Genomic DNA, 13,130 nt, shown 5'->3' on the forward strand with positions numbered 1-13,130 from the left:
CGCAAAAAACTGCGGCACGCGGAATAGGTTTTCTACAGGTCGAAAAAAGGCGGTCATTATAAAGGAATTTCCTCCTCAGGATAAGAGCGAAGACGCGCCGCACGCCGCTGATTTACATCGTTAACCTCTGCCACACATAATTTAACAAAATTATCCACATTCCAGCCCATGCCTTAGCATAAACTCGCCAGGCGCTTTTATAGGTAGCAGACAAAGAATTTTACGACCTCGCCCCTTATCTCGCACCGTCTACATTGAAAACTCCGGGAGCCAAAACCCATGAAACTCGACCCACAAACCACCGCACTGGTGTTGATCGACTTACAAAAAGGTATTTTGCCTTTTGCCGGTGGCCCGCACACCGCCCAACAGGTGCTGGACAACGCCACTGCGCTCGGCAACCGTTTTCGTCAATTGGGTGCACTGGTGGTGATGGTGCGCGTTGGCTGGTCCAACTCGTTTGATGAAGCACTGAAACAACCTGTTGATATTCCAGCCGCGGCGCCAGAAGGCGGCCTGCCAGCGAGTTGGTGGGAATTTCCAGAACAGCTGGGCGTCACTGATAGCGATTTGCTGGTGATCAAACGTCAGTGGGGCGCGTTCTACGGGACTGATTTAGATCTCCAGTTGCGCCGCCGTGGTATCAAAAGCATCGTGCTGGCGGGGATTTCGACCAACATCGGCGTGGAATCTACCGCACGTAACGCGTGGGAACACGGGTATGAGCTGGTGATCGCCGAAGATGCGTGCAGCGCGCACAACAACGAACATCATCAGTCCAGTATGCAGTTCATTTTCCCCCGCATCAGCCGTGTGCGTTCGACTGCCGATGTGCTTGCCGCTCTGCCAGAGTAACGCTACCCTGACTCAGCGCGCTTTGTTTTAACATTCCTTAATGCCGCCCACCGGGGCGGTGTTTCTTTATCAATGGGATCATCTTCGGCATGTATATTGGTTTACCACAGTGGCATCACAGTGCATGGGCACGCATCGGGTTGCGCGATCTGGCTGATTATGCGCGGTATTTCAATTGTGTCGAAGGGAATACCACATTTTACGCCCTGCCCAAACAGGAGGTGGTCATGCGCTGGCGCGACATGACACCGGAAACGTTCCGCTTTTGTTTCAAATTTCCCTCAGCCATCAGCCACAAAGCCGCGTTGGTCAACTGCCAGGAAGAAGTCGATACCTTTTATCGCACGCTTGAACCGCTCGGCGAGCGCATCGGGCAATTATGGTTGCAGCTTCCGGCGACCTTTTCGCCGCCGCATCTTGACCGGTTATGGCACTTTCTCGACGCGCTACCTTCAGGTTTTAATTACGGCGTCGAAGTGCGTCATCCGCTGTTTTTTGCCAAAGGGGAAGACGAGTTGTTACTGAATCAGGGACTGCATCAGCGCGGCATTAACCGCGCGATCCTCGACAGCCGTCCGGTGCATAGTGCCAAACCCCACACCGAAGCCGTGCGTGAAGCCCAGCGTAAAAAGCCGGTGTTGCCGGTGCACGCACTGGTCACCGCCGATCGTCCGATTGTGCGGTTCATCGGTGGTGACGTGCTTGAAGACAATAAAAAACTGTTTATCGCCTGGATTGACAAACTCAAGCAGTGGCGCGCCGTGGGGCATAACCCCTATCTGTTTATCCACACGCCCGATTGCAGCGACGCCCCCCAGCAGGCACAAAACCTGTGGCAACAGCTGCGTATCGCCCTGCCCGAACTGCCGCCAGCACCCGACTGGCCGGAGCAAGATTCGCTCTTCTGAGCAAAGTGTTTCAGCCTTCCGCTTTTTGATGCGGTTTTTGCATCCATCACGGTTATTCCTCAAGACAGTCATTTGTTACGCCGTTATTATTAAGGCCATGTTACAGGCGATATTTGCCCGTTGCTTAACCGGCCTTGTCTGCCCGGCACTTTTTAGTTACTCAATCAAGTGAACGGAGCCGTTGGCTAATCCTGTCATTTCGAGGTTGTAAAATGATCAGCGCGTTATATGTCGTGCTCGCCGCAGTGTTATTAATTAAATTATCTTTTGATGTTGTCAGACTGCGTATGCAATACCGAATTGCCACGGGTGACGGTGGTTCGTATGAATTGCAAACAGCGATCCGCGTCCATGGGAATGCAGTGGAATACCTGCCGATAGGCTGTTTATTACTGATTATGATGGAAATGAACGGTGCAGAGGCCTGGATGGTGCATATCTGCGGGCTGATGCTGATCATTGGCCGCCTGTTCCATTATTACGGTTTGAAAAACCGTGAATTTACCTGGCGTCGCAACGGCATGGCAGCAACCTATATTTCCCTGCTGCTGATGGTGGTCGTGAATATTATTTATCTGCCATGGTCGCAATTTCTGAATATTCGATGGTAACTTTCTACCCACAATAGCGCACGACAACCCTGCGGCCGCGCACGACGGGCACATTTTACCGGTATCTGCTCACCGCAGACTCTGTTAAAATCTGCCCTCAAAATTACTCCCCTTCAATTTTTGGTCTGACTCAGCACTATGGCTAACCACGATACACTTTTTTCTGCACCGATAGACAAACTCGGCGACTGGACGTTTGATGAACGCGTTGCCGAAGTCTTCCCCGACATGATCCAGCGCTCCGTGCCGGGTTACTCCAATATTATTTCGATGATTGGTATGCTGGCCGAGCGCTTTGTACAGCCTGACAGCCGGGTTTATGACCTGGGCTGTTCGCTGGGTGCCGCCACGCTCTCGATGCGTCGCAATATTAACGTCACAGGTTGCGAAATTATTGCTGTCGATAACTCTCCTGCCATGGTCGAACGCTGCCGTCGCCACATCGACGCATTCCGGGCCGATACGCCAGTGAACGTCATTGAAGCTGATATTCTGGATGTCGAACTGAGCAACGCGTCCATGGTCGTGCTCAATTTCACTCTGCAATTTCTGCAACCCGACGATCGTCAACGTCTGCTCAATCAGGTGTATCAGGGGATGCGTCCGGGTGCTGCGCTGGTGCTGTCGGAAAAATTCAGTTTTGAAGATAAAAACGTCGGTGAATTGCTCTACAACATGCATCACGATTTCAAGCGCGCCAACGGCTACAGCGAACTCGAAATCAGTCAGAAACGAAGCATGCTGGAAAATGTGATGCTGACCGACTCCGTTGACGTGCATAAGGCACGGTTAAAACAGGCCGGTTTTGAGCATTCTGAAGTCTGGTTCCAGTGCTTCAACTTTGGTTCGCTTATTGCACTGAAGGCCGGAGAGGAAAAATGATCGAATTTGGTGATTTCTACCAACGCATCGCCAAAGGCCCGCTCAGCCCATGGCTGAATACCCTGCCTTCACAACTTACGGTCTGGCAGAAAGAGTCACTGCACGGCAAGTTCAAAATGTGGTTTAACGCCGTTGAACGTCTGCCGCTGATGCAACCAGAGAAACTGGATCTGCTGCACAGCGTCAGTGCCAGCATGCTGGAACCTTTGCCACAGGGCCAGCGCGAAGGCGTTGAAAACCTGCTGCGTAACCTGATGCCATGGCGCAAAGGGCCGTTCTCACTCTACGGCGTGGAAATTGATACCGAGTGGCGTTCGGACTGGAAGTGGGATCGCGTATTGCCGCATATCTCCCCGCTGGCTGGCCGCACGATTCTGGATGTCGGTTGTGGCAGTGGCTACCACATGTGGCGAATGATTGGCGCGGGCGCACATCTGGCGGTCGGCATCGACCCAATGCAGCTTTTCCTTTGTCAGTTCGAGGCGGTACGCAAGCTGCTGGGCGGCGATCAGCGTGCACATTTATTGCCGCTGGGTATTGAGCAACTTCCCGAACTGAACGCATTTGATACCGTCTTTTCGATGGGTGTGTTGTACCACCGGCGCTCCCCGCTGGATCATCTCTATCAGTTGAAAAACCAACTGGTGAATGGCGGCGAACTGGTGCTGGAAACGCTGGTGGTGGAAGGTGACAGTCAGCAAGTACTGGTGCCAGGAGACCGCTATGCGCAAATGGGCAATATCTACTTCATCCCTTCCGCAGAAGCGCTCAAAGGCTGGTTAATCAAATGTGGGTTTGTGGATGTGCGGATTGCCGATGTCAGCGTGACTACGCTGGAGGAGCAGCACCGCACTGACTGGATGACCAGCGAATCATTGGCTGAATTCCTCGACCCGAACGATCCGGGAAAAACCATCGAGGGTTATCCAGCCCCGCGCCGTGCTCTGCTGATCGCCCGTAAGCCTTAAATGACGCCATTATTGCGGTCAGTCAATTAATCTCACGCAAAAGAAAATGGCGGTTGAGATAACCGCCATTTTCTTTTTGTTCGAAATCGGTTTTAACCCTGTTCCAGCCATTACCTCATCTGCAGGACGGTATCCGGATCGTGATCAACGCTGGGTGGCAGGCTTATCCAGGTATGCTCCGTGAACACCACGACGCTATCTGCATGAGTAGGTGTTCCGCAGTTGCGGCAAATAAGAGATTTCACCGCCACGTCCATCGGCTTAGTTTTACTCACCGTGAAACTACCGCCCCCACAGTTATCGCAATAAATTTGCATATCAGGCATAAATTTTCTGCATTAGGACTATGCCTATTGCAATCCTCATAAGATAAATAATTCCTTGCATTTAAGATAGCCAAACTATGGGAAAAATGCGAGTGCGGCACGGTAAATAACGCGTTTCATGAGGTTAAACTTCAATTTTCTTTATGAATGACGTTTTTACACTCCCCCTACCTCTATATAGCCAATGAGCATAAAAGAAGCCCCGCCAAAATGATGGGCTGCACGTTCATCTCTCAATTTATTTATTTTTAAGTATCAATATCTTATTGAAACCACTGCATATGCATACAGTGTGTTTATGTCGATTACACAACCGTTTTAAGCTATTTCATTCTACTCGGCCCCCCCTACAGCACCCCCTGAGGCAGTTTGAGATGGCCTCTTACAGTATTGAAAAAAGACTCACCGCTTCAGGTGAATTGCGTTACCGCTGCACTGTCGGTGTAAAAGAGGATGGAGCATATCTTCATCGTGATGAGGAAGAGTTTCACCAAGCAGAGAGTCCCAGTCCTGCCAGCAGGAACTTGATGTGACGGGCAGTATGAGCCGCAAGGGTAACTGTCTGGATAATGCCGTTACGGAGAGGTTCTTCCGCAGCCTGAAAGCAGAGAGAGTTAACTACCGTCGCTATGAAACCCGAAGTCAGGGTATTGCGGACGTTATCGATTATATCGACAGTTTTTATAATCTGAAGCGTCGGCATTACCGGCTGGGAAATATATCGCCGAATGAATATGAACGCCGATTACAACAATGTGCCTAAATCAGTGTCCGGTTTTAGCTGACCATTACAGTTTCCGGTACCGACCTTCCGCGCCAGCAATAGCCAGAAATCGCCAAGAATGATCCATATTCAAGACTTAGCAGACCATCTCGACAGGCAAAGAAAGAAAGGAAAAGAGCTTTTCGAGAGTATGCAAAACCCCCAGCGCCAAGTGAAATGCACATAAGACCCCTAAGTCATTCATATTAACCCCCCCTCTGCGAATGATTGCACATGCAATTAATTTCAAACGCGCAGGTCTATTACATCGCGTTTTAACGCGATGTAATTAAATAAAAATAAAACGACAAGAAAAATTGATCAAACAAGCCACTCAATGATCAGATTTAATGATAGGTAATGCAGCATGAAAATCAACATGATGATGGATATTTTTATTTATCATTAAAGATCAATAGATTATAAAAATAGCACGATTTGATGAATCATTAAAATTTTATATGTTTTAGTTTTTATTGATAAGTATTTTTTTAGTACAACCAAGATTTATCTCATTGATTGCATGATAAAAGAGTATTTTTTTTGCCTTTAAAATGACAAAAATAATCTGTCTTTTTTATGTAAAGATGAGCTCTTATAACCCGTTTAGGGCGGGAGGATAGCATTTGCATAATGCTCAAAACGGATAATAATTATCTCGTTCTTGAACAAAACAACACAGTCAATTGGCTTGAAATATGGTTTCCGTCACTCAATCATACTGAAAGGAAATATAACACTATGTCTTCCTATTCTATTTCTGTTAAAAACTCTAGCGGCGGTGCTGCTAATGTCGCCATCTATCAAACTTACCCTAATCTGGTCACCGGTTTGCCATTGGTATGGCTGCTGCAGACGGTCAACGATGGCAATACGAACAGCTATAACTGGTCAATCGACTGGGCGCTGAACTGGGGTACAACTGAACAGCCATTAGCCCCTGGTGTTCTCTGGAGTTCCGGCGGCCCGATCCAAAATATGAATCCTACGACCAGTGGCGGAAAAAACGCGATGGGGGTTACTTTCACCAATGGCCAGTTCCAGACGCAGCCGACGGCATATAATAATCCGGAGGTTGCTTCCGGCAGCATGCTGGTAAAAACCGATTCAACATTCACTGTCGGGCAATCCAAAGCGATGAGTCTTGCTGTTTATATGAATTCCCTGCCTGCATTCGCGATGCAGGGGAAACCCAATGGGAACTTCATGTTTGATACACATCCGACATATTGGATTTGCACAACAGATTCAAAAATAGGTGTTGCTGTTTCAGGAACATTTGTCAGCAGCCCGCTGCAGTTCGCCTTCTCTGACGGAATAACCTCATTGAGTTTTGAGCTTAATGATACGTTGCAATTTGTCCCGCTCTGATAGAGTGATTTTCCCGAAAGGGTATTTGTAGCGTTTTATTCACAGCAGTAGTCTGAGAAACCAATCTGGAGGAAACGACAGGTTGGTTTCTTGAAAAATAAAAGGGTGACCTGAGTTTCACACATTGATAGAAACCCGTTTATTATGGTTTTATTCCCTGTCATGAACACCCGATCACACAGAAAGCACTGTCGTCTAAGCTTGCCTTAAGAAGGAATCCTATTGTGACTTATTCAGTATCCGTGACTAATAAGAGTGGCCTGCAACAAAATGTGGCCGTATATATAGGTGACTCTTCAGGCAATAATGACTTTTCACTTGTCTGGTGGTTGAAGCCGATCAATAACAGTGGGAATGCCACCTTCTCATGGGATGAAAACGACTATGGGTTAGGCTGGGGGAATACCAGCGAGCACATTGATATTGGCGTGAAATTTTCTCAAGGGCAAGATCCCGCACCGGCATTTCCGAATGTTGTCGGGGGTGACAATGTACTGCCTGTTTCCTATAACAATGCCGGCTTTTTCTCAGGCGTGCCTTATTCAGACAATAAGATTACTGACAAATTAGAAGTCTCAACCGATTCAAGTTTTACGGTTTCCGATTCCCTGACTATGGGCATTTCTCTGTTTATCAATAAGCTGCCTGCAATAATAATGCAGGGCAGTCCTAATATGACTTATTACTTTATGATACCTAAATTGTCGTATTATTTGGTTGTCACCGATTTTAAACAAGGGGTCGTACTTCCTGCTATGGATTCGATGCATGACAGCAATACATCAGGGCGTAGCGTGGGCAAGCCGGTTAAAATCGCCTTCGGTGCAGGAGCAACAAACTTAGCTTATACGTTGGATGGCTCTCTGAATTTCATCGTTAATTAAGGTGTTTTTTAATTACGCCAGGCATTAAGCTTTTATTTTTTGTGATTACCCACGGGAATGCCCCGTTGTGTTTTTTATTAATAAATACTGAAGAAAATTTAATTCATTATTCATACCAAAAACATTCTTCACTGACTTCTTTCGCCAGAGGACAAGAGAAACTTAAGTCGTTACAACGAGCCTCTGCATTTATTGCAGATTATTCCACATGGTAAACAAGGATATATATTTTATGAAAATAAAACACTTTTCCCGCTCCCTGACCGCTGGCGTTATTCTGAGTTCGCTGGCTGCCTTGTCTGCACCTGCTTTTGCCGTAGACCTGCCTTTCAGTGCCAATTGCCAAAATCATTCAGCCATTGCGGTAGCGGCGCCCAATACCGGGATTACATTCCGTAAAAACCCTAACAGCACGGCAACCCGCGCTGCAACCGCGACAGTCTTCAGTATTATCGGACTGCATAATATTACTATTCCGGCAAATGTTGTTTCGTGTTTCTACGCCGTACAAGGCAATGATAACTACTGTTTCCAGGCTTCCAATAATGCTGCTGCGTTCACCAACATCAACGCGGTTGCCAACACGAATACCGCCGCCGCACCAAACTGTCAGTAAGCGCATTGTTTGTTTTAGAAACGACAGGTGATGCGTGAATAACCGGGGTAACCCGGTTTTTCGATATAAATTTTCGAGATTCTCATATATTAGACGGGTATTTTATGATGCACCAGCACCCCTTGAGCACCCCTTTGAAATCCAACTAACTGTTTTAAATAAAAGAAGCCCCGCCAAAATGACGGGGCTTGGTACTTGCGCAGGGCGACGCAATAAGGGTCGTGAGACCCGGTAAAACTTGCAATGCACAAAAAATCTGTTTTTTGTGCATTTATATCAACTGAACGTTATTTTAGGCGGAACATGACAACTCGTCGCCAAATTCCAATGCCGTTTTCATCGCCGCAACAATATCGCCGTCGACACAATAACGGCTGAATTCATCGAAATCGGTATCAGAACTCATGGTCACGCCCGCTTTTCGATAACGCATCGAAGACGGAACCTGACGCCCGGCAGAGCTATGTAACTCGCTCAAGCCTATGTCGACAAACTTCTGTAAGTTGGTCAAACGCACGCCAGCACCAGCCATAATGATTGGACCACGGCTCAGTTGATTCAGTTCCCTTAACATAGATAAACCGACTTCCGCATTTTGCTGCTGGCCGGACGTCAGAATCCGTGCCACACCCAACTGTGTCAGTTGCTCGAGTGCCACTTTAGGATTGAGGCACATATCAAATGCCCGATGGAAAGTGACCGCCATATCGCCGCAAAGTGCCATCACCTCCCACATTTTGGGCATATCAATATGGCCTTCGGAATCCAGGATGCCGACAACAACGCCGGGGAAACCGAGATCGCGAATGCAGGCCACATCGCTTTTCAATACATCAAATTCACTTTGGCTGTAGCAAAAGTCACCGCCCCTTGGACGGACAATCGGGTGAACCGGAATGGTGACTTTTTCCCTTGCCAGTTTTAAGGTTCCGTAACTTGGCGTGATGCCGCCATCGGCCTGACTTGCGCACAGTTCAACCCGATCGGCGCCAGATTGCTCAGCCGTTAACGCACAGTCCACGCTATAACAACACACTTCTAACTTAGTCATGTGATCTCTCCTGATAACGGCCTTATGCTACAACACTTGTCTGTAACGGGCCATGTCGCGTAGGCTTTAGCATGAGCATCCCCGCCCAATTGCCTGCTTTGGAAAGCTAACTATGACACTCAATTTTGATCGATGGGTAGACCGTAGTCACAGTGACAGCGTTAAGTGGAACAAATATAAAAACCAGGATGTCATTCCTCTTTGGGTGGCTGACACCGACTTTACCTCTCCGCCACAAGTGATTGCAGAGCTGCAACAGCGCGTGGCCGAGGGCGTTTTTGGTTATGGTTTTACGCCCCCCGAACTGATTGCGCTGTTTGTAAAACGCATGAGCGATCGTTATCAATGGGACATCAAACCCGAATGGATTGTCTCACTGCCGGGTTTAGTTTGCGGGCTGAATGTCGCCGTTCGCGCCACTACGACTCTTGACGAAACGAGCCTGCTGCCCTCGCCTATCTATCCGCCGTTTATTGAGGCAGCGCAATCCGAAGGGCGTCGTTTTAAAAGCATCCCGATGAAAGAACAACAACGACGCTGGGTGGCCGATTTCAGTGATATCAGCAAGCAGCTAGATGGCAGTGAAAAACTGCTTATGCTCTGCAACCCTTATAATCCGGGCGGGACCGTCTATCGCCGTGAAGAATTGTTACAGCAACAGGCCTTCGCGCAGGCCAATAATCTGGTGGTCTGTTCCGATGAAATTCATTGCGACCTGCTGCTGGAACCTGGCCTGCAACATATTCCGTTTGCGTCATTGAATGAAGATGCCGCCCAACGCTCTATCACCCTGATGTCACCGTCCAAAACCTTTAATCTCGCCGGGCTTGGGGCCTCTATGGCGATTATTCCCAACGCCGCGCTGCGCAGGAAATTCAAGTATACGGCCCGTGGCATTGTTCCCCACGTCAATATTCTGGCGTACGTTGCCGCCACGGCCGCCTACCGTGATGGCGCGCCGTGGCTGGAAGAACAACTCGATTACCTGCGGGGTAACCGTGACTTGGTCACCCGCCGCATCAACGCTATGCCCGGTTTACGAATGCTACCGATTGAAGGTACCTACCTCGGCTGGATAGATGCTTCAGCGCTGCCGGTAGAAGACCCCTACCTGTTCTTCGTCGAAGCCGGTGTCGGTTTTACTTCCGGGGCCGACTTTGGCAATTCGAAGTTTGTGCGAATTAACCTTGGCTGCCAGCGCGCTCTGCTTGAAAAAGCGATGGACAGGATGGACATCGCGCTGGCCACCCTTAAGCAGTAATCAATTCACGCGCACTTAATCCCGTTCGCTGGCGACGATATCTCGCAAGCTGTGAGGGTGGAACTTGATGGTGACCGTGCCATCTGTGATCGCCAGCGTCGGATTCGGCAGCCGTTCATGCTCACCTTTTGGCGAACTCTGTTTTAACTTCATGCCCGGCGCCACTAAGGCTTCATCAGCCAGTTGGGCTAGTGCACGGACATAGAACCCCTCTTCACCCCCGCTCAGCACCAGTTCAATATGTTCCCAACCTTCATGCGGGTAGCGTTTTTCGCCCGGATAGGGCAACTCCACCAGATCGATACTCAGCGGCCCCACGCTTAACGGCGTATTCAGTGAAAACAGGCAGATCGGACGCCCATTGATTTCGGTCTCGTTGAGCAATGTGGCGCACTGTGCCAGTCCCTCACGCCAGCGCTCAGCAGTGGTATTCTGATGACAGCGCAGCGAAATGTGGTCTGCATGATAGGCAGACAGATCGAGCTGCAATTTATCAGCAAAGCCGCTCAGCGCCTCAACAAAACGCGGCATATCATTAACCAGATCGGCCAGCCCGGCGACCTCTTTCATGTTCAGCATGGTAGCTATTTCCTTTTAAGTAATCACCCTCGGCGGCTAATTTACACAGGCTTTCATTCCGTTGCCAGATACATGCCGCAGAATAGGTTTTTGCCCCCTTCTCTTCATGCGGCAATACTGACTCCGTAAGGCTAATATGATATAAACACGCATCATTTTCGGTTCTCCCCATAAGTGGCGAATCAGTAAACAATCACGTTCCTCCCCTCATCACTCATGTTGCAGGCAAGCGATAAAACGCCGCTGTGACAGGAAGGATAACGGTGAGTTCTATTAAAGGTAACCCAGTGAATATACAGGCACTTCTTTCCGATAAAGTCAGCCAGGCGATGACCGCAGCAGGCGCACCTGCTGACAGCGAAGCGCAGGTCCGTCAGTCTGCCAAGGCACAGTTTGGTGATTATCAGGCTAACGGCATCATGTCAGTGGCCAAAAAACTGGGTATGGCACCACGACAACTGGCTGAGAAAGTTGTTGAACTGTTAGATCTGAGCGGTATTGCTTCCAAGGTGGAGATCGCCGGTCCGGGTTTTATCAACATTTTCCTCGATCGTGGTTTTGTTGCCACTAACGCGGACAGCGCGCTGAAAGATGCCAAACTGGGTATCTCTCCGGTTGAACAACAGACGATTGTTATCGACTATTCCGCGCCTAACGTGGCCAAAGAGATGCACGTTGGCCACATCCGCTCCACCATCATCGGTGATGCTGCGGTACGTACCAACGAACTCCTGGGTCACAAAGTGATCCGCGCCAACCACGTCGGTGACTGGGGCACTCAGTTCGGGATGCTGATTGCCTATCTGGAAAAAATACAAAACGAGAACGCCGGCGACATGAATCTGGCCGACCTCGAAGAGTTCTACCGCGCCGCCAAGAAAAATTATGACGAAGATGAAGAGTTCGCAGCCCGTGCACGCGGTTACGTGGTTAAGCTCCAGGGCGGCGACGAGTATTGCCGTCAGATGTGGCGCAAACTGGTTGATGTCACCATGGCGCAGAACCAACTGACCTATAACCGCCTTAACGTCACTCTGACTCAGGACGATGTCATGGGCGAAAGCCTGTACAACGACATGCTGCCGGGCATCGTTTCCGACCTGCAGGCCAAAGGGCTGGCGGTGGATAGCGAAGGTGCCGTCGTGGTTTATCTTGATGAATACAAGAACAAAGAAGGCGACCCGATGGGGGTCATCATCCGTAAAAAGGATGGCGGCTACCTCTACACCACCACGGACATTGCCTGCGCCAAATACCGTTACGAAACGCTGGGCGCCGATCGCGTGCTGTATTACATCGACTCACGTCAGCACCAGCATCTGATGCAAGCCTGGACCATCGCCCGTAAAGCCGGTTATGTGCCTGATTCCGTGGCGCTTGAACACCATATGTTTGGCATGATGCTCGGTAAAGACGGCAAGCCATTCAAAACCCGTTCCGGCGGTACTGTGAAATTGTCAGACCTGCTGGATGAAGCGATCGAGCGCGCACGTAAGCTGATCACCGAGAAAAACCCGGAGCTGAAAGACGCCGAAGAGCTGGAGAAACTGGTTAACGCCGTTGGCATCGGCGCGATTAAATATGCCGACCTGTCGAAAAGCCGTACCACCGATTACATCTTCGACTGGGACAATATGCTGGCGTTTGAAGGCAATACGGCACCCTATATGCAATATGCCTATACCCGCGTGGCATCGATCTTCAAGCGCGCTGATATTGACGTTAACAGCCTGACGCAGCCAATGGTGATCAGCGAAGAGCGCGAAGCCGCACTGGCCACTCGTCTGTTGCAGTTCGAAGAAGTGCTGACTGTCGTTGCGCGTGAAGGTACGCCGCATACTATGTGTGCATACCTCTACGACGTGGCTGGCCTGTTCTCAAGCTTCTACGAACACTGCCCGATCCTCAATGCAGAAGATGAAACCAGCCGCAACAGCCGCCTGAAGCTGGCTCTGTTAACACAGCGCACGCTGAAAACCGGTCTTGATACTCTGGGTATAGAAACCGTCGAACGCATGTAATATTCGGGAATTCATTTCATTGCCACCTTGATGC

13 protein-coding genes and 1 pseudogene are annotated in these 13,130 nt (G+C 49.5%); 12 read left to right on the plus strand and 2 right to left on the minus strand.

The genetic code is table 11. The features are described 5' to 3' along the window. Positions 1-279: 279 nt before the first annotated feature. The 10 genes and pseudogenes from EAH77_RS17325 (at position 280) to EAH77_RS17375 (ending at position 8,184) form a co-directional block, all read left to right on the plus strand. The gene (locus EAH77_RS17325; RefSeq protein WP_140474058.1) at positions 280-855 is read left to right on the plus strand and encodes a hydrolase; all 576 of its coding nucleotides are present in this window, start codon (positions 280-282) and stop codon (positions 853-855) included. Positions 856-944: 89 nt separating this feature from the next. Beyond that, a complete protein-coding gene (locus EAH77_RS17330; RefSeq protein WP_140474059.1) occupies positions 945-1,763 on the plus strand; it encodes a DUF72 domain-containing protein in 819 nt (272 codons plus the stop codon). A 212-nt stretch (positions 1,764-1,975) separates the two neighbouring features. Continuing rightward, on the plus strand, positions 1,976-2,374 hold the full coding sequence (locus EAH77_RS17335) for an MAPEG family protein (protein ID WP_140474060.1): 399 nt from the start codon (positions 1,976-1,978) through the stop codon (positions 2,372-2,374). 138 nt (positions 2,375-2,512) lie between these two features. Further along, entirely contained in the window at positions 2,513-3,256 is a 744-nt protein-coding gene (gene cmoA / locus EAH77_RS17340; protein WP_140474061.1) for a carboxy-S-adenosyl-L-methionine synthase CmoA, read from the plus strand. Beyond that, positions 3,253-4,224: a tRNA 5-methoxyuridine(34)/uridine 5-oxyacetic acid(34) synthase CmoB gene (gene cmoB, locus EAH77_RS17345; protein WP_140474062.1), complete on the plus strand. Its 972-nt coding sequence runs from the start codon at positions 3,253-3,255 to the stop codon at positions 4,222-4,224. Before cmoA ends, cmoB begins: the two co-directional genes overlap by 4 nt. A gap of 855 nt (positions 4,225-5,079) precedes the next feature. Further along, entirely contained in the window at positions 5,080-5,313 is a 234-nt protein-coding gene (locus EAH77_RS17355; protein WP_140474063.1) for an IS3 family transposase, read from the plus strand. Positions 5,314-5,356: 43 nt separating this feature from the next. Beyond that, positions 5,357-5,500 (plus strand): annotated as a pseudogene (locus tag EAH77_RS17360) (pyocin activator PrtN family protein); the annotation flags it as partial. A 446-nt stretch (positions 5,501-5,946) separates the two neighbouring features. After that, the gene (locus tag EAH77_RS17365; protein WP_241673478.1) at positions 5,947-6,684 is read left to right on the plus strand and encodes a hypothetical protein; all 738 of its coding nucleotides are present in this window, start codon (positions 5,947-5,949) and stop codon (positions 6,682-6,684) included. A 224-nt stretch (positions 6,685-6,908) separates the two neighbouring features. Then, positions 6,909-7,568, plus strand: a complete 660-nt coding sequence (locus tag EAH77_RS17370) for a hypothetical protein (protein ID WP_140474064.1) — start codon at positions 6,909-6,911, stop codon at positions 7,566-7,568. A gap of 232 nt (positions 7,569-7,800) precedes the next feature. Next, positions 7,801-8,184 (plus strand): hypothetical protein, encoded by a 384-nt coding sequence (locus EAH77_RS17375; protein WP_140474065.1) that lies wholly within the window; start codon positions 7,801-7,803, stop codon positions 8,182-8,184. Between the two features lie 292 nt (positions 8,185-8,476). Here the strand turns inward: EAH77_RS17375 and cutC are convergent, their stop codons facing one another. Further along, on the minus strand, positions 8,477-9,235 hold the full coding sequence (gene cutC / locus EAH77_RS17380; RefSeq protein ID WP_140474066.1) for a copper homeostasis protein CutC: 759 nt from the start codon (positions 9,233-9,235) through the stop codon (positions 8,477-8,479). A gap of 112 nt (positions 9,236-9,347) precedes the next feature. Here cutC and EAH77_RS17385 point away from each other — a divergent pair, with 112 nt between their 5' ends. Continuing rightward, the gene (locus EAH77_RS17385; protein ID WP_140474067.1) at positions 9,348-10,496 is read left to right on the plus strand and encodes a MalY/PatB family protein; all 1,149 of its coding nucleotides are present in this window, start codon (positions 9,348-9,350) and stop codon (positions 10,494-10,496) included. A 15-nt stretch (positions 10,497-10,511) separates the two neighbouring features. Here the strand turns inward: EAH77_RS17385 and EAH77_RS17390 are convergent, their stop codons facing one another. Further along, entirely contained in the window at positions 10,512-11,066 is a 555-nt protein-coding gene (locus EAH77_RS17390; protein ID WP_431306776.1) for a VOC family protein, read from the minus strand. Between the two features lie 296 nt (positions 11,067-11,362). Here EAH77_RS17390 and argS point away from each other — a divergent pair, with 296 nt between their 5' ends. After that, positions 11,363-13,096 carry an arginine--tRNA ligase gene (argS, locus tag EAH77_RS17395; RefSeq protein WP_140474096.1) on the plus strand — a complete coding sequence of 578 codons (1,734 nt, stop codon included), beginning with the start codon at positions 11,363-11,365 and terminating at the stop codon, positions 13,094-13,096. The last annotated feature ends 34 nt before the right edge of the window (positions 13,097-13,130 follow it).

It is taken from the genome of Ewingella americana (assembly GCF_006438725.1).
GTDB classification, from domain to species: domain Bacteria; phylum Pseudomonadota; class Gammaproteobacteria; order Enterobacterales; family Enterobacteriaceae; genus Ewingella; species Ewingella americana_A.